The sequence below is a fragment of the Actinophytocola sp. genome (genome assembly GCF_035634895.1).
GTDB lineage: Bacteria > Actinomycetota > Actinomycetes > Mycobacteriales > Pseudonocardiaceae > Actinophytocola.
Map to the genome: position 1 here is coordinate 32,989 of NZ_DASQCC010000173.1, position 16,296 is coordinate 49,284.

Sequence of the window (16,296 nt, forward strand, 5' to 3'; positions counted from 1 at the left end):
CGGAAGGTTGTTGTTTTACCTGGTTGGGTCAGGGTGGGAGCAGTTGAAGGCTCGGCAGCGTGACACCGCTCCAGCGGTCCCCGAGACCGACTGGGCGGGCACTGTGGCGCGCGCGGCCACCGAGGACGTGCGCGAGATGCTGCGTGCCGAACGCAGGCGCCGCCGCGGCCGCTGGTTCGCCGGCGGTCTTGTGGTGCTCGCCGTCGGCGCGGTGGTGGCATTGCTCCTGCGGACCAGCGTCTTCGAGCCGGTCGCCGGTGACCAGGCCCAGGGCCGGGACGCCACGCGGGCCGGGGTCGACAGGGATGCCCCGTTCGACGCCGCCAGACCGTTCGCCGGCACGCCGGCCGAGAGCTGGGCGGACGGCGCGGCCGGGCTCGTCCTGCCCGAGGCGCGGGCCGTCGGCGAGTTCGACGCGGACGAGGTGGCCGCGACCACCCAGCTCGTGCGGAGCGTGCTGGTCGCGAGCCGGCTGGACCGCAAGCTGCTGGTGGACCACGACCCCACCGGCTACCTGGGCTTCCTGGCGCCGGACGCGAAGCGGCAGCTGGAGCCGCTGTTCGCGGACGGGCGGGAGCCGGAGGTACAGGCGCTGGTGAGCCTCGTCGCGCCGGGCAGCACGCCGCTGCCGGTCGAGGCCAAGGTGTCCGGGACGATGTCGACGCGGCAGGGCAAGGCGGGCGAGCTGGTCGTGCACACGAACTACGTGTTCGCGTACGCCTTCGAGCCGCCGCCGAACCTGCGCCTCGCCGAGGCGATGAACACGGTCGTCGTGGTACGCGCGGACGTCGACTACATCTGGCGCGTCGGTGACAAGTGGACGGTGAGCAGCCGCGGCCTCTGGTTCGACGCGGCGTCCGGGTTCGGCTACTCGATCGACTGTGACGCGTACCGCAAGGGCTTCCTCGCGCCGGTCACCACGGGACACTCCGTGACCAGGCGGCCGGGCGAGGCCGAGCCGGGCTCGTACTTCGACCCCCGCTCGCCACTGCCCCCCGCGGGCGGCTGCCGTCACTAGTAGCGTGTTCGGGCATGATTTCGTGTCCGTTCGCGTTGTGCTCGTCATGACGCAGACTCCCGAGGCCCCCGAGACGCTGACCATGTACTCGACGACCTGGTGCGGTTACTGCCGGCGGCTGAAGTCGCAGCTGGAGCGCGACGGCATCGAGTACACGGAGGTCGACATCGAGCGCACGCCCGGAGCGGCCGAGTTCGTGATGAGCGTGAACGGCGGCAACCAGACCGTGCCGACGGTGCACTTCCCCAACGGCAAGGCGCTCACGAACCCCACGCTCGCGCAGGTCAAGGCCGAGCTGAACTGACGTCGAGCACGGCATGGGCGGCGTTGTGGCCGCCTATGCCGCTGACTCCGCCAGCACGCCGCGCGCCGCTGCCGCAGAGCAACAGGTTCGGCACGTCGGTCGCCACCCCCCAGCCGCCGCCCTCCTCGCTGAACGGCCACGCCAGGTCACCGTGGAAGATGTGGCCGCCCGGCATGGCCAGCTCGTCCTCCAGGTCCAGTGGGGTCCGGGCCTCGATGCACGGGCGGCCGTCCTCGTCGGTGGCGAGGCAGTCCTCGATGGGCTCGGCGAGGTGGCGGTTGAGCCCGGCCAGGTACCGCGCGACAAGTTCGGCGCGACGGCCGCTGTTGTCCTTCTCGAACAGCGCCGCGGGCGTGTGCAGACCGAAGAGGGTCAACGTGTGCAGCTCGCCGTCCACGATGGACCCGTCGGTGAGCGTGTGGCAGTACATCTCGCCGGGCAGCGGATCGGGAACGTTGCCGGAAACGCTTGCGGTGTAACCGTTCTCGAGGTCCCGGTAGGACTCGTCGAGGTGCAGGGTGCCGGCGAACGCCTGCCTCGGGTCTATCCCGGCACGCAACCGCGGCAGCCGCGACAGCAGCACGTTGATCTTCAGCTGGGCGCCGACCGGTTTCGTGGACTCCCTGCCACGCAGGCGATCCAGGACCGCGGGCGCCACCCCGGCCAGGACGTGTCCCGCGGCGACGGTCTCCTCCCGCTCGCCCGTCCGGTAGGTCACCTCGGCGGTCGTGCCGTCGGCGTCGACCCGGGTCACGAGCGCGGAGGTCCTGATGGTGGCGCCGTTCTCCCGTGCCACCCGGGAAAGCTCGCGGGTCACCGCACCCATGCCGCCGACCGGGACCCGCCACTCGCCGCCGATGAGGTGGTACAGGAAGCAGCGGTTGGCGAGCAGTTCCGGCGACAGCAACGAGGTGTGCGTGCCGATCAACGCGTCGGTGGCGACGACGCCCCGGACGACGTCGTGGGTGAAGGTCTCCTCGATCGTGGTGCCGATCGGCTGCTCGAAGACCTGCGTCCAGAGGCGGTCGTCGGCCACCAGCTCACGGAACCGCGCGCGGGAGGGCACCGGCTGGAGCATGGTCGGCGCGGTGGCCGTGGCCATCGCGGAGAGTGAGTCGTAGAACGACATCCATCGGGTGAGTTCGCCATCCGATCCGGTGAGGTCCCGGAAGGACGCCGCGGTCGCCTCGCCCGGCTCGTGCTCGACGAGCAGACCGCCCCCGTCGAGCGGGGTGTAGGAGGAGACGGCCCTGGAGCGGAGGGTGATCCGCAGCCCGAGGTCCGCGACGATCGCGTCGGGTAGCAGGCTGACCAGATAGGAGTACCGGGACAGCCGCGCCGGCACGCCGGGGAAGGGGGTGGCGCTGACGGCCGCGCCGCCGACCCGGTCGAGCCGTTCGAGGACGAGCACGGACCTCCCGGCCCGGGACAGATAGGCGGCGGCCACCAGTGCGTTGTGGCCGCCGCCGACCACCACCACGTCGAAGCGTTCCGTCACCCCGGTCACGCTACCGGCTCAGGCCAGACGGAACCGGCGGGAGCGGCTGTCCCGCGAGGCCGGCTTCGGCGCCGGACGGGACTCGTCGTGCGAGTCCCTGCTCTCGCGGGCGATCCGGGAGTCCTCGGCCTGGCGGACCAGGTCGTCGTGACGGGCGGTGAACAGGTGCTGGACGATGTACGGATCCATGATGATCTCCCGTTTCTGGGCAGGTCGAAGAGAGCCGTCGTGGGCCACGACGGCCGGTTCGGTGCTTGGCTAGGCCTTTTCCGGCGGGATCGAGGTCGACAGGAAGACGTAGACCGGCTGTGCGTCCGCCGGCCGGAGCTCCGGTTTGTACCGCCGCTCCTTGTACCGGTCGCTGATCGCGCGGACCGCCTCCTGGAACTCCTCGGTCTCGGCGGCGGTCAGGTAGTCGGTGCTGGTGTTGGTGCCGAGCACGGCACGCCAGTCCTCCGGAAGCGCGTGGGAGGCCAGGTACCGCTCCCTGATCATGGTGAAGGCGTGGTCGAGGAAGGCCGTGGAGGCGGCCTGGGCGGCGAGCCTGCTCTCCTCGTCCAGCCCGATGTCGGTGATGCTCTGCCCCTGGTGGACGAGCTGCCACGGCTTCTCGCGCCCCTGCCCGCCCTCGGCCCGCTCCACGAAGTCGTACTTGGCGAGGAGGTTGAGGTGGTAGGAGCAGTTGGCGACGCTCTCGCCCGTCTCCTCGGCACACTGGGTGGCGGTGGCAGCGCCCTCACGCCCGATGAACTCGATGAGCTTCCACCGCAGCGGGTGGGCGAGCGCCCGAAGCGTCTTCGGGTCGGTGAGGTTCCTGCGATCCTTGACCATGCTTAACAACATACGTTGCTAAGGACTTCTTGCGCAAGAGTTCCTTAGAAAGAGTTCTTTAGATAGCCGGTGTAGGCTGTATGCATGGGACGAGTGACCGTGCGCCGCCCGGTTCTGCGGCTCTCGGCGGAGGGCGCCAGGCGCCGTCAGGACGCGCTGGCGGCCGAGGAACCCCTGGAGCTGCGGGTCGACGGCAAGGCGCTCGCGGTCACGATGCGCACCCCCGGCCACGACGTCGAGCTGGCGCACGGCTTCCTGCTGACCGAGGGCGTCATCGGCGCACGGGCGGACGTCAGCACGGCCCGGTACTGCGACAGCGTCGACGACCAGGGCCGCAACACGTACAACGTGCTGGACGTGGCTCTGGCGCCGGGCGTGGAGCCGCCGGACACGGGCGTGGAGCGCAACTTCTACACGACGTCGTCGTGCGGGGTGTGCGGCAAGGCGGCACTGGACGCGGTGAAGCTGAAGACCCGCTTCTCCCCGGCCGGCGACGAGTGCCGGGTGACCCCCGAGACCCTGGTGACGTTCCCGGACCTGCTGCGCGAACAGCAGCGGGTGTTCGAGTCGACGGGCGGACTGCACGCGGCCGGCATCTTCACCGCGGACGGTGAACTGCTGGTGGTCCGGGAGGACGTGGGCCGCCACAACGCCGTCGACAAGGCGACGGGCTGGGCGCTGCTGAACGACCGGGTCCCACTGGGCGGCACGGTGCTGATGGTGTCGGGCCGCGCGTCGTTCGAGCTGGTGCAGAAGGCCGCGATGGCCGGCATCCCCGTCCTGGCCGCCGTGTCGGCACCGTCGTCACTGGCGGCGGAGCTGGCCCAGGAACAGGGGATCACGCTGATCGGCTTCCTCCGCGGCACGAGCATGAACGTCTACACCCACCCGGAACGCATCACCACCTAGGCACCTCACCCAACCGGGTGAGAGACCCTGACCGGGGTAACGCTGCGTTAACCGTCCGCGACCCCCGGGCCATGAAGCGTGTACTGATGGTGACCGCCCTCCTGCTCACCCTGACCGCGTGCGGTGGCAAGGCACCCGCAACGGACCCGGTCCCGACCGTCGAGACCTCCGACGCCACGGCTCGGGACACCACGACGTCCTCGACGACATCCACCACAACCTCGACGACCACGGCATCCCTGCCAGTCACGCCGACGACCGAAATCCCCGAGGTCACGGCCCCGCCGCTCGAACCAGCCCCCTACACGCCACCCCCGACCCCGGCCTACACACCGCCGCCCGCGTACACACCGCCTCCGGCCTACACGCCACCACCTGCGGCGCCAGCGGGCGTGTACTACGCGAACTGTGCCGAGGCCCGCGCGGCCGGCGCGGCACCCCTGCATCGCGGCGAACCCGGCTACCGGTCAGCCCTGGATCGGGACGACGACGGCGTGGCGTGCGAGACGTGACCGTGGGTCGCCGAGGCCCGTCACCGGTTGGCGACCATCCGGGCGTGCCGGTCGGCAACCCAGTCGCGGGCCGCGGGCCAGGGTCCGTAGCCGGCGTGGCCGTCGAGGTGTGCCCCACCGGGGATGACGTCGAGGTCGACCTTCAACGCGGCGGCCATCGACACGGCTTCGTCGACGGAGCAGGCGGAGTCGTCGTCCCCGACGACGAGCTGCGTCCACCCGGCGGCCCGCCGCACCCCGGCGGCGTCCAGCGGCGCGGGGTTGAACCCGTGCACGTCGGGATGCCGCCACCGCGGACCGGGCGGTGACACGAGCAGCACCCGGTCGACGCGGAGGTCGGCGTCCGCGAGCCGGGTGGCGTGGTGCAGCCACAGGGCGGCCCCGCAGGAATGCGCGAGCACGATCCGCTCGGCGTGCCTGGGCGCGGCCTCCAGCTGGTAGCGCAGCTCGGCCAGCCAGACCTCCAGTTTCGGCTGGTCAGGCTCGGAGAGCAGCGGAACGTCGACGTCGCAGCCGGTGTCGGCGAGCTCGTGGGCGAGCCAGCTCTGCCAGTGCGGAGGCGCGGCCCCCATGTGACCGTGGAGGAGCAGGACATAAGGCATAGGCCCCATCCTGGCACCAGGTTATGGTCAGACCATGCCGATCTTTGTGGCCGGAGACCAGGCCGCTCTGCACTACGACGAGTCCGGTGACGGCAGGACGCTGGTGGTACTGGCCGGCGGCGCGGGCCGGCACCCCAGCTACCTGGGCGACCTGGGCGGCCTGCCCGGGCACCTGGTGATCCCGCACCTGAGAGGCGTCGGTGAGACCCCGGGCCCCGCACTGTCGTACTGGCAGCAGGCGAACGACCTGGAAGACCTGCGCAAACACCTGGGCCTGCGGCAGCTCGACGTGGTGGCTCATTCGGCCGGCACGAGACTGGCGATGGCGCACGCGGCGCAGTACCCCCTGTCGGTCGGGAGCATGCTGCTGATCACGCCGCCGTCGACCCACCTGACGGACACCCCGTCGGACGCGGCGGAGATCACCGCCCACCGCCGGGGAGAACCGGCGTACGACGCCGCGGTGGCGGCGTTCGGCCACCGCCCGGCGAACCAGCTCGAGTTCGAGGCCTGGCAGGCCCGCACGGCCCCGGCGACCTACGCGGTGTGGACCGAACGAGAGCGAACCCACTCCCAGGTGGGACAGACCGACCTGGAGACGGTGCAGGCGTACTTCGGCGTGGACCCACCCCCGGACTTCCCCCAGCAGCTGGGAAAGACGCAGGCAAGGGTGCGGGTCATCGCCGGCGCCCAGGACTACAGCACCGGCCTGGCCCCGGTACTGGCCGCGGCCCGCCTGTTCGCCCACGGCGAGGCACTGGTGATCGAGGACTGCGGCCACTATCCCTGGATCGAGCAACCACTGGCGTTCCGCAGGGCCGCGGACCCGTTCGTGAGGTAAGAGCGCACAAAGGGAAAGGGGCCGACACAGTCGGCCCCTGACCACGAGACAACGAAACTCAGGCGGACTTCTCGCGACGCTCGCGCCGGGAAGGCTGCCGAGCCACGATCGTCGGGTTCACGTTCTCCCGAACCGTCTGCTCGGTGATGACGACCTTCGCGACGTCGGTCCGCGAAGGAATGTCATACATGACCGGCTGAAGGACCTCCTCCATGATGGCCCGCAGCCCACGGGCCCCGGTCCCACGAAGGATCGCCTGGTCGGCCACGGCCTCGAGAGCGGCGTCTGTGAACTCCAGCTCGACCCCGTCCATCTCGAACAGCTTCTGGTACTGCTTGACCAGCGCGTTCCGCGGCGCCGTCAGGATCTGCACCAGTGAGACCTTGTCGAGGTTGGTCACCGAGGCGACCACCGGAAGACGGCCGATGAACTCCGGGATGAGACCGAACTTGATCAGGTCCTCCGGCATCGTGTCCGCGAAGAAGTCGGCCGTGTCGATCTCCGCCTTGGACCGGATCTCGGCGCCGAACCCGAGCCCACGCTTGCCCACCCGGTCCTGGATGATCTTCTCGAGACCGGCGAAGGCTCCGGCCACGATGAACAGCACGTTCGTCGTGTCGATCTGGATGAACTCCTGGTGGGGGTGCTTGCGGCCACCCTGCGGCGGCACCGAGGCGGTCGTGCCCTCCAGGATCTTCAGCAGCGCCTGCTGCACGCCCTCGCCGGAGACGTCCCTGGTGATCGAGGGGTTCTCCGACTTCCGGGCGATCTTGTCGACCTCGTCGATGTAGATGATGCCCGTCTCGGCGCGCTTGACGTCGTAGTCGGCGGCCTGGATCAGCTTCAGGAGGATGTTCTCGACGTCCTCACCGACGTAGCCGGCCTCGGTCAGGGCGGTCGCGTCCGCGATGGCGAACGGCACGTTCAGCAGCTTCGCGAGCGTCTGCGCCAGGTAGGTCTTGCCGCAGCCGGTCGGGCCGAGCAGCAGGATGTTCGACTTGGCGAGCTCGACGGTCTCCTCGCGAGCCTCGCGGCCCTCACGTCCCTCCGGACGGGCCCGGTCACCTGCCTGGATGCGCTTGTAGTGGTTGTACACCGCCACGGCCAGCGTGCGCTTGGCCTCGTCCTGGCCGATGACGTACTGGTCGAGGAACTCGTCGATCTCGGCGGGCTTGGGCAGCTCGTCGAGCTTGACGTCGCCGGCCTCGGCCAGCTCCTCCTCGATGATCTCGTTGCAGAGGTCGATGCACTCGTCGCAGATGTACACGCCAGGTCCGGCGATGAGTTTCTTCACCTGCTTCTGGCTCTTCCCACAGAAAGAGCACTTCAGCAGGTCTCCGCCGTCGCCGATACGCGCCATGACCGCTGACCTCTGTCCCCTCCGGTGTGCCTCCGGGTGCACACCTGGATCTGTGGCCTGGACGGGCCCTGAGTGACAGTCTCGCGCACGCCACTCCAGGCCCGGTCGTGCCTGTTGCCTCCGACGGTACCTGCCAACCCCCGCTAAGGGGGAGAACCTGACCGCCGAGTTGTCGGATTCGGCCGATCAGGTGGCCCCGGACCTCACGATCCGGAGCCACTCGACGCCCAGCTCAAGGACGGCTTGCCGACAACTTCCGGTACGGAAGAACCTCATCGACGATGCCATAGTCGCGAGCTTCATCCGCGGTCAGAATTTTGTCGCGCTCGATGTCGACACGGATCTGCTCGGCGTCCCGGTTGGTGTGCCGGGCCAGCGTCGACTCCATGAGCCGCCGCACGCGCTGGATCTCGTTGGCCTGGATCTCCAGGTCCGAGACCTGCCCGTACACGCCCTCCATGGCCGGCTGGTGGATCAGGATGCGGGAGTTGGGCAGCGCGAACCGCTTACCCGGCGTGCCCGCCGCCAGCAGGACCGCGGCTGCGGAGGCGGCCTGACCGAGGCAGTACGTCTGTACGTCCGGCCTGGCGAACTGCATGGTGTCGTAGATCGCCATGAGCGACGTGAAGGAGCCGCCCGGCGAGTTGATGTACATGATGATGTCGCGGTCGGGGTCGACCGACTCCAGGTACAGCAGCTGCGCCATCACGTCGTTGGCCGACGCGTCGTCGATCTGCACGCCGACGAAGATGATCCGCTCTTCGAACAGCTTGTTGTACGGGTTCGACTCCTTGACCCCGTAGCTCGTGCGCTCGACGAAGGACGGGAGCACGTACCGCGACTGCGGAGAGTAGTTGTTCACTGGTGTGTTCTCCTCAGGTCTGTGACCGCCGTCAGCGAGCGTGGCCGTTCGGCGTCTGGCTCGCCCGGGTGACGACGTGGTCGACGAAGCCGTACTCGCGTGCGGCCTCGGCCGTGAACCACCGGTCACGGTCGGCGTCCGTGGTGATCCGCTCGACGGTCTGCCCGGTCTGCTCCGCCGTGAGCTCCGCCATCTCGAGCTTCCACTTGCCGAGCACCTCGGCCCGGATGGCGATGTCGGAGGCGGAGCCGCCGATGCCGCCGGAGGGCTGGTGCATCATGATTCGCGCGTGGGGCAGGGCGTAGCGCTTGCCGGGCGCGCCGGACGAGAGCAGGAACTGCCCCATCGAGGCGGCCATGCCCATCGCCCAGGTCTGCACGTCGGGCTCGACGAGCATCATCGTGTCGTAGATCGCCATACCGGCGGTCACCGAGCCACCCGGCGAGTTGATGTAGAAGACGATGTCCTTCTCCGGGTCCTCCGCGGCGAGCAGCAGCAGCTGCGCGGTGATCCGGTTGGCGATCTCGTCGTCGACCTCGGAACCGAGGAACACGATGCGCTCACGGAGCAGCCGCTCGTACACCGAGTCGTTCAGGGTGAGCCCTGCGGTGCCCGACCGCATGTCGGGCGTCTGCCGTGGTTGCGTCACGTCTGCCTGCCTTCTCCGCTCTGGTTGCGAGGTTGAACTGGTGTCATGTCCGACATTAACGAAGGCGGGCGGTATCGAATGCCCGACACCGCCCTAGTTCGCTCAGAGCGTCACTTCGTCTCCGCGTCCTCGACCGGAACGTCAGCCGTCTCGTCCGCCTCGCGCGGCCCGAACAGCTCGTCCAGGTCGACCGGCGCACCGCTCTCGTCGGTGACCGTGGCCAGGCGCACGACCGAGGCCAGCGCCTTGCCGCGACGCACGTCGGCGAAGATGGCGCCGAGCTGGCCGGACTGCTGCGCACGCTGCACGTACTCGTCCGGGCTGATGCCGAACCGCTGCGCCTGGTAGATGATGCGCTCGGTCAGCTCGTTGTCGTTGACGTTGACGTTCTCGGCGTCGGCGATCGAGTCCAGGATCAGCTGGGTCTTGACGGCCTTCTCGGCCTCTTCCTGGACGTCGGTGTTGAACTCCTCCAGGGTCTTGCCCTGGGAGGTGAGGAACTCCTCGAACTTCGCCTCGTCGTGGTCGAAGGTGTGCACCGCGTCGTGCTTGCGGACCTCGACCTCGGACTCGACCACCTTCTCCGGCAGCGGCACCTCGGTGACCTCGAGAAGGGCCTCGAGGACCTTGTCCCGGGCCTGGACGCCCTGCTGCATCTTCTTGACGCGGCCGAGACGCTCACGCAGGTCGGTCCTCAGCTCGTCGATCGTGTCGAACTCCGAGGCCAGCTGGGCGAACTCGTCGTCCGGCTCCGGCAGCTCACGCACCTTGACGGTGTTGATCTTGACGGTGACCTGGGCGTCCTCACCCGCGTGGTCGCCGGCGACCAGCTTGGTCGTGAAGACCCGCTCCTCGTCGGCGGACAGGCCGATGATGGCCTCGTCGATGCCCTCGATCATCTCGCCGGAGCCGACCTCGTAGGACAGGCCGGCGGTCTTGGCTTCCTCCACCTCTTCGCCGTCGACCGAGGCCGACAGGTCGATCGAGACGAAGTCGCCGTTCTCCGCGGGCCGCTCGACGCCCGCCAATGTTCCGAAGCGGGCACGCAGCTCATCCAGCTGCTCGCCCACTTCCTCATCGGTGACCTGCAGGTCCTCGACCGTGACCGACAGCTCACCGAACGCCGGCACGGTGATTTCCGGCCGAATGTCGACCTCGGCCGTGAACGCGATGTGGTCGCCGTCCTCCAGCTTGGTGACCTCGATGTTGGGCTGGCCCAGCGTCCGGACCTCGCCCTCGGTGATCGCCTGCATGTACTTGGCCGGAATGGCCTCGTTGACGACCTCATCGAGGATCGGTGCGCGCCCGATACGGGACTCGATCACCCGCGCGGGTGCCTTCCCCGGCCGGAAGCCGGGGATACGGACCTGCGAGGCGAGTTTCTTGTACGCGGCGTCGAAGTTCGGCTTGAGCTCGTCGAACGGCACCTCGACGTTGATCCGGACCCGCGTCGGGCTCAGGTGCTCGACGGTGCTCTTCAACGTGATCTCCTGGGTAGCAATGGTGTGGGCTCTCGCGAGTCTATGGAACTCGCGTGATCTGGGCGCAGGCGGGGCCGACCTGCAGGTCATACACGATCCGCAGGTCGGCCCAGTCGAGTCGGGCTGACAGGATTTGAACCTGCGACCCTTCGCTCCCAAAGCGAATGCGCTACCAAACTGCGCCACAGCCCGCTGGGGACACCGAACACAGCCTATCGCGACACGCTAGGCTGACTCCGCGCCGGCTTGGGGTAGCGGCGTGCGCGGGTGTAGCTCAATGGCAGAGCCCCAGCCTTCCAAGCTGGTCATGCGGGTTCGATTCCCGTCACCCGCTCAACTCTCTTCTCGCAGGTCAACGGCATATCGAGCCGTCCGAGTGGACCTCACTCGGACTCCTTTTCCGGCTTCGTGCCCTCCACGTGCCCCTTCGTGTCCTTGGCGTGCCCCTTCGTTGCCTTCTTACTGGGCTTCTTGGTGGCCTTCTTGACCATGGCGTCGATCCCGGACGCGATCGCCTTGCCCCTCTCCTCCCTCGCGTGCAGGTAGATCAGCGCCGCGCGGGTGCTGGCGTGGCCCATGCGGTCCATCAGCTCTCGGAGCGTCGCGCCCGTCTCGGCGGCCAGGGTGTTGCCGGTGTGCCGTAGGTCATGCAGGTGCATGCCCGGAATGCCGGCCGCCGTGCGCGCCTTGTCCCAGATCGTGTGGAAGTTGTTCCGAGTCGGCCGAGCACCCTTCGCGCCGAGGAACACCCACGCGTCATCGCCCGGCTTGACGTACTTGTCGAGGTGCGCCTGGATCTCCGGCACCAGGAAAGACGGCACCGCGACAAGCCGCTTGCCCTTCTCCGACTTCGGGTCATCCTCGAAGATGTCGCCGTGATCCGGCTGGACCGCCTGCCGGCGGACGTGCACAACGCACTTCTCCAGGTCGAGGTCCCCGCGCTGGAGACCGATCATCTCCGCGAAGCGGAGACTCCCGAAGGTGGCGAGGAGCACCACCAGGCGGTATCGCGGCTGGATCTTGTCCGCAGCCTTCAGCGCCTGCTTGATAGTCGCCGTAGGCCGTTCGGGACTGTCCTCCTTGCCAGCGCCCTTGATCGTGCACGGGTTGGACTTGACTAGCTTGTCGTCCTGCCACGCCGTGTTCATGACCGCCTTGAGGAACCGGTAAGCCTTGGCCACCGTGACCTCACCCACGCCAGCCTCCAACCGCTCCTTGCGCCACCGCCGCACCCTGCCCGGTGATAGCTCCGAGAGCATCAGCTGGCCGAGGTACGGATCGAGGTGGTTCCGCAGGAGCCCGTGATACAGCTCCTTGGACCGAACCGCGAGGCCCGCACGCTCCTCAATCCATACCTTGGCGTACTGGCCGAGTGGGATCTTGCCGGCATCGGGGTCGGTCCAGTCACCGCGCCGGAGGTCGGTCTCAACTTCCGACAACCATTGGTCGGCGTCCTTCTCACGCGCAAAGGTGCGCGGCGCGTTCCGGAGTTGACCATCCGGCCCCGGATACCGCGCCTGCCACCTCCCGGACGGAAGTTGCCGAACTCTGCCGAACCGGCGTCGCGTCTCGCTCATGACGCCCGCCTGACATACCGGTGAACAGCCGTCGCGTCGAATGCCTCCACCCGACCTGCGTCTATGAACGCATCGACGTCCTGGACCTTCAGGCGGACGTGCCGGCCGATCTTGTGGAACGGGATCCGTCTCTCGGCGATCAGCCGGCGAACGAACCGGATTGTCGTGTTCATGTACTCGGCCGCCTCGTCGACCGTGAGATGCACCTTCACTGTCTCCCCCATCACGCCGCCGCCTGAGTTGCTGAAACATCTGGGGGCGGCTCCCCAGCCGCCAGTAACGCCTTGTCGTACTCAGCGCGCCATCGGATGCGTTCGGCTATGGCGTGCATGAGCAGGTGCGCCCGTGGTGGCACGTGGGGGTCACCGGGCTGGACCTTGTGCCAGACGAGTCGCCGGGGTTCCTCCGCCGGCTTGTCGATGCCGATCTCGGCTAGGGCCTGGAGGACGAAGACCCGACGGTCAGCCTTGTGGTCAGCGAGGGTCTTGCCCGACCACTTCCGCGAGACGAGCACGCGCCGGCCGGGGAGACCGAGCGTGGTGCGTCGGTGCGCACGGCCCTTGCAGTGACCAGGCGTTGTCCTACTGCTCACTCCCAGCGGTTGGACACCGTAGAGCAGCCACAAGGCGCAGCGTGGCGAGCACGGCGTCACGGCCAGCTCAGCGTGTAGCCGGTCGTGGTGAGCGCGTTGCCGGTCGGTACCCGCCTCGACGACGTCGCCGAGCGACTTGGTCAGGTACTTCGTGAGGTAGCCGATGTGCCGGCCGGCTTCCTCGGAGCCGCCGAGGATGCCCTTGGAATGCACCTGCCGTCCGAACGTGGCGACGTGCGCCGGTTCCTCCAGGTCCTCGAGCGCCTCAGCCCATGTCGTGAGTGGCCGCCGCGTGTCGGGGTCGATGAACTGTTCACCGTTCCAGACGGGCAGGTGGTCACCGTCGTAAACCAGCTCATCGTGAGCCGGCCACCACACCTGAAGGTAGGTGGCTGCGGTGACCTGTCGCAGCAGTTCGTGCGGGATGGAACCGCGGATCGCGGCATGCAGGTGCGGAGCGACGCGTTTCTGTGGTTCGACTGTGGCGAAGTATTGGATGTCCCATCCGACACAGCGCCGCAGGTTCTGCCACCACCGGTCTACAAGGGAGGCGAAGTGGACAGCATCTCGCGCCGCGCGCCGGTAGTCGTAAGTGGACGGATCAACCGGTGTCCCGTCATCGCGCACCCGCCCGTAGCTGTCGCAGGTGAGCGTGACGAACATAGACGGCCGGAACCGGCCCGCGAACTCGCGCCCAAGAGTCCTGTGCTCCACCCGCCTACGCGGTAGGTTCGGCGCGTCCTGACGCCGTCTGGTCGACCTCTTCGGACCGACCTTCGCGGTCCCTATCTCCGGTGACGGAAGCCGACCACGCATACCGAGCGCCCGCAGCTCGTCATCTACAGAGCGGATCTCCTCGCGCAACTCGTCCGCTTCCGCGTCGTCCGTGTCCTGATAGGCAGCAACCAGATCAGCCCGCAGCGCCAGTAGGGCCTTGTGGTCCTCGCTCGGTGGGTCCGGGGTGAAGGCGGGTTCCTCGGTGAGGTGCCACCCCTCACGGCATTGAGCAATCCGAAGAGCGCGAGCCTTCCGGGCACACGGCCCACACTGTGACTCCACAGTGGAGCCGCAAGGAACGGCGACGTGGCGAAGTTCTCCGGTGTCGAGATCCCCAACCTCCATTGTGAACGGCCGTACGCACACGCCGTGTTGTTCAGCGGTCGCGGTGATGACGTCGATAGCGAGCGGCGTCCGCATCCGCTCCGCGCGTGTCTCGCGGCCGCTCATGCCGCCACCGCCGAACCGTTCGCCGCCCAGCTGCGCAGAATTGGTAGCGCGACGCTCTGCCGCCCGCCGGGTTGGAGGTCACCGAACAGCTCGTCGGTGTAGTCGACCCCGCCGTACACCTCCACGGCAGTCTCGTCTGCCAGTCGACCGGTAATGCTCAGATGGACACTGTGGCCACCTGGTGGCCGCCATGCGGTCGCGCTGATGGCGGTCAGGGTGTCGGCCCAGTCGAGCAGTGCAGCAGCGAGCGCGGGCAGCTGCACAGCCCACAGGTGCACGACGACGTGGTCACCGTTGATCATGTCGGTGTCGACCTTGATCGAGGCGATCTCAGCCGGCAGCCGGTGTGTGGTCAGGTGGCCGCGGATCGAGTGGAGCAGCCGGATCATCGTCGTGGTGGTAGCCATCAGGCCGCACCCCCAGCCGGGAAGTCGACGATCTCAGCGGATACCGGCAGCGCGGTACGTCCGGTGAGGTAGTCGACGAGTTGGGTCAGATGGTCGTCGGTGACGTGGAAGACCCGCGCCCGTATCGGTTCGCGCTTGCCGTCTTCCTTCACCCAGGCCACGCCGGGTGTGCTCTCCGGGATCTCATGCGCGGCAGCGCCGCGTTTGCGCACGCCGTCGCCGAGGACCATGTCGACCTGCGCCGGCTCGTCCAGCCGCATCGCGATCCGGGTGGAGAACAGGTGTCGAAACGCGACGATCTCCTTTCGCGGGTCCTGCAGGAGCCCGAGCACGCACACGCCGGGCGCACGCCCTTGAGAGGTGATCGCTTGCACCGCTCGGGTAGCGCGGTCCCGAAGGTTCTTGTCGGTCTGGTAGGCGATCACGTCGGCCAGCTCGTCGACCACCAGCACGATGAACGGATCACCTGACTCGGGTGTCCACATGCGACGCCGGCCACGGTAGGACACTGCGCGCCGCTTCACTTCCTGCGCCAGCCATTCGAGCAGGGTCACGGCGTGGGAGCCGTTGTCGTAGACGACCTGTTCGAATACTTCCGGGGCCTGCCCCAGCTCCATACCGCCCTTCGGGTCGATCCCGTACAGCTTCACCCGGCCCGCCTTGATCGCCGGGGCGAGCGCCCAGGCCGCCGACCACACCAGCGACCCCTTCCCCGCCCCCGACACACCAACGGTCAGCACGTGGGTGCCGAGCAGTTGCAGACGCAGGGGTTTACCGGTCTCGGTCCGACCGATCACCACCCGCCGCAGGTCCACCGCGCTCGGATCGTCGGCGAGGTCCAGTGCGGGGATGGCGTGGGCGAGGGGGTTGGAGTGGATGAAGTCCAGCTCCAGCCGACCGGGCTTGACTACCCGTACCCGGCATGACTCGGCGTTGAACGAGTGCGCCAGCCCGGAGGCGTGTAGTTCCCATTGTTCTGGTGCCTGGCCTTTGACCATCTTCACCCGCACCAGGTCCCGCCAGCCCTCAGCACGGACCCGGCCGAGCTTGGGCCGGTACTCCCGACCACGCTTGTCCTTGGTCAGCTCCGAGAGCCGCATCACCGAGCGCCACTCGAACGCGTAGACGAACAGCCGCCGGAACTCCGTGCGGATACGGGGAAGAGCGAACCGTGCGAACGACTCCCGCCGACGCCACCACCACAACGCCAGCCCGCCGAGCAGCACCGCCAGGAGGGTGCAGAACCACCACGGCCCGAATCCCGAGTATGACCACCACCCGGCGACCAGCAGTGTCAGCGAGAGTGGGTATCGGTACACGACCCGGCCGAACTGGTAGCTGGTCCAGCACAGCAGCACCACCAGCGCGGCCGGGGAGAGAACGAGCTTGACCCAGCCGGGGAGCAGGGTCCACCACGGCAACCGAGGCCGGGAGACTTCCAGTGGTGCGGGGTCAATCCACCGCGAATCGCGCACCATCACCGACCACCCCGCCCGAAGTCGAGAGGGAGTGCGCCGACGCACCGGCCGCACAGGGTCTCACCGGCCAGCAGCCGGGCGAATCGTTTGCACTTGGTGCAGCGCGTTCGGGTGACCCCACCTAGCGCTGACACCTGACGAGGTTCTA

At 68.3% G+C, this 16,296-nt stretch carries 18 protein-coding genes and 2 tRNA genes; 6 read left to right on the plus strand and 14 right to left on the minus strand.

Annotated features, from left to right (window positions below; all coding sequences use genetic code 11):
• Window positions 1-43: 43 nt before the first annotated feature.
• Both VET29_RS25750 and VET29_RS25755 read left to right on the plus strand, forming a co-directional pair.
• The gene (locus VET29_RS25750) at window positions 44-1,018 is read left to right on the plus strand and encodes a hypothetical protein (protein ID WP_324924931.1); all 975 of its coding nucleotides are present in this window, start codon (window positions 44-46) and stop codon (window positions 1,016-1,018) included.
• 46 nt (window positions 1,019-1,064) lie between these two features.
• A complete protein-coding gene (locus tag VET29_RS25755; protein WP_324924933.1) occupies window positions 1,065-1,322 on the plus strand; it encodes a mycoredoxin in 258 nt (85 codons plus the stop codon).
• Here VET29_RS25755 and VET29_RS25760 read toward each other — a convergent pair.
• The 3 genes from VET29_RS25760 to VET29_RS25770 form a co-directional block, all read right to left on the minus strand.
• Window positions 1,303-2,820: an NAD(P)/FAD-dependent oxidoreductase gene (locus VET29_RS25760; protein WP_324924935.1), complete on the minus strand. Its 1,518-nt coding sequence runs from the start codon at window positions 2,818-2,820 to the stop codon at window positions 1,303-1,305. The two genes, VET29_RS25755 and VET29_RS25760, sit on opposite strands and share 20 nt — an antisense overlap.
• 18 nt (window positions 2,821-2,838) lie before the next feature.
• A complete protein-coding gene (locus VET29_RS25765; protein WP_324924937.1) occupies window positions 2,839-3,009 on the minus strand; it encodes a hypothetical protein in 171 nt (56 codons plus the stop codon).
• A 69-nt stretch (window positions 3,010-3,078) separates the two neighbouring features.
• Window positions 3,079-3,651, minus strand: a complete 573-nt coding sequence (locus VET29_RS25770; RefSeq protein ID WP_324924939.1) for an ArsR/SmtB family transcription factor — start codon at window positions 3,649-3,651, stop codon at window positions 3,079-3,081.
• An 84-nt stretch (window positions 3,652-3,735) separates the two neighbouring features.
• Between VET29_RS25770 and fdhD the strand changes: the two genes are divergently transcribed.
• Complete coding sequence (gene fdhD / locus VET29_RS25775; protein ID WP_324924941.1) at window positions 3,736-4,560, plus strand: formate dehydrogenase accessory sulfurtransferase FdhD; 825 nt, start codon at window positions 3,736-3,738, stop codon at window positions 4,558-4,560.
• A gap of 71 nt (window positions 4,561-4,631) precedes the next feature.
• Window positions 4,632-5,072 (plus strand): excalibur calcium-binding domain-containing protein, encoded by a 441-nt coding sequence (locus VET29_RS44135; protein ID WP_414636604.1) that lies wholly within the window; start codon window positions 4,632-4,634, stop codon window positions 5,070-5,072.
• A 20-nt stretch (window positions 5,073-5,092) separates the two neighbouring features.
• Here VET29_RS44135 and VET29_RS25785 read toward each other — a convergent pair whose 3' ends face one another.
• Window positions 5,093-5,674, minus strand: a complete 582-nt coding sequence (locus VET29_RS25785; protein ID WP_324924943.1) for an RBBP9/YdeN family alpha/beta hydrolase — start codon at window positions 5,672-5,674, stop codon at window positions 5,093-5,095.
• Between the two features lie 34 nt (window positions 5,675-5,708).
• On the opposite strand from VET29_RS25785, the gene VET29_RS25790 reads away from it, so the two are divergent.
• Window positions 5,709-6,515 (plus strand): alpha/beta hydrolase, encoded by an 807-nt coding sequence (locus tag VET29_RS25790; protein WP_324924945.1) that lies wholly within the window; start codon window positions 5,709-5,711, stop codon window positions 6,513-6,515.
• 58 nt (window positions 6,516-6,573) lie between these two features.
• Here VET29_RS25790 and clpX read toward each other — a convergent pair whose 3' ends face one another.
• The 5 genes from clpX to VET29_RS25815 form a co-directional block, all read right to left on the minus strand.
• Window positions 6,574-7,875: an ATP-dependent Clp protease ATP-binding subunit ClpX gene (gene clpX / locus VET29_RS25795; protein WP_324924947.1), complete on the minus strand. Its 1,302-nt coding sequence runs from the start codon at window positions 7,873-7,875 to the stop codon at window positions 6,574-6,576.
• 232 nt (window positions 7,876-8,107) lie between these two features.
• Window positions 8,108-8,737, minus strand: coding sequence for an ATP-dependent Clp protease proteolytic subunit (locus VET29_RS25800; RefSeq protein WP_324924948.1), 630 nt, complete (start codon window positions 8,735-8,737; stop codon window positions 8,108-8,110).
• A gap of 31 nt (window positions 8,738-8,768) precedes the next feature.
• Window positions 8,769-9,386: an ATP-dependent Clp protease proteolytic subunit gene (locus tag VET29_RS25805; RefSeq protein ID WP_324924949.1), complete on the minus strand. Its 618-nt coding sequence runs from the start codon at window positions 9,384-9,386 to the stop codon at window positions 8,769-8,771.
• Between the two features lie 110 nt (window positions 9,387-9,496).
• Window positions 9,497-10,867 (minus strand): trigger factor, encoded by a 1,371-nt coding sequence (gene tig, locus VET29_RS25810; RefSeq protein WP_324924951.1) that lies wholly within the window; start codon window positions 10,865-10,867, stop codon window positions 9,497-9,499.
• 118 nt (window positions 10,868-10,985) lie between these two features.
• Window positions 10,986-11,059, minus strand: a tRNA-Pro gene (locus VET29_RS25815).
• A 71-nt stretch (window positions 11,060-11,130) separates the two neighbouring features.
• Here VET29_RS25815 and VET29_RS25820 point away from each other — a divergent pair.
• Window positions 11,131-11,201, plus strand: a tRNA-Gly gene (locus VET29_RS25820).
• A 49-nt stretch (window positions 11,202-11,250) separates the two neighbouring features.
• On the opposite strand, the gene VET29_RS25825 is transcribed toward VET29_RS25820, so the two are convergent.
• From VET29_RS25825 to VET29_RS25845, 5 genes are all read right to left on the minus strand, one after another.
• On the minus strand, window positions 11,251-12,306 hold the full coding sequence (locus VET29_RS25825; RefSeq protein WP_324924953.1) for a tyrosine-type recombinase/integrase: 1,056 nt from the start codon (window positions 12,304-12,306) through the stop codon (window positions 11,251-11,253).
• Window positions 12,307-12,440: 134 nt separating this feature from the next.
• Window positions 12,441-12,656 (minus strand): helix-turn-helix domain-containing protein, encoded by a 216-nt coding sequence (locus tag VET29_RS25830; protein ID WP_324924954.1) that lies wholly within the window; start codon window positions 12,654-12,656, stop codon window positions 12,441-12,443.
• An 11-nt stretch (window positions 12,657-12,667) separates the two neighbouring features.
• Window positions 12,668-14,263: a replication initiator gene (locus tag VET29_RS25835; protein ID WP_324924955.1), complete on the minus strand. Its 1,596-nt coding sequence runs from the start codon at window positions 14,261-14,263 to the stop codon at window positions 12,668-12,670.
• Window positions 14,260-14,670 (minus strand): hypothetical protein, encoded by a 411-nt coding sequence (locus VET29_RS25840; protein WP_324924956.1) that lies wholly within the window; start codon window positions 14,668-14,670, stop codon window positions 14,260-14,262. Before VET29_RS25840 ends, VET29_RS25835 begins: the two co-directional genes overlap by 4 nt.
• Complete coding sequence (locus tag VET29_RS25845) at window positions 14,670-16,091, minus strand: FtsK/SpoIIIE domain-containing protein (protein WP_324924958.1); 1,422 nt, start codon at window positions 16,089-16,091, stop codon at window positions 14,670-14,672. The genes VET29_RS25840 and VET29_RS25845 overlap by 1 nt, the downstream gene beginning before the upstream one ends.
• Between the last annotated feature and the right edge of the window lie 205 nt (window positions 16,092-16,296).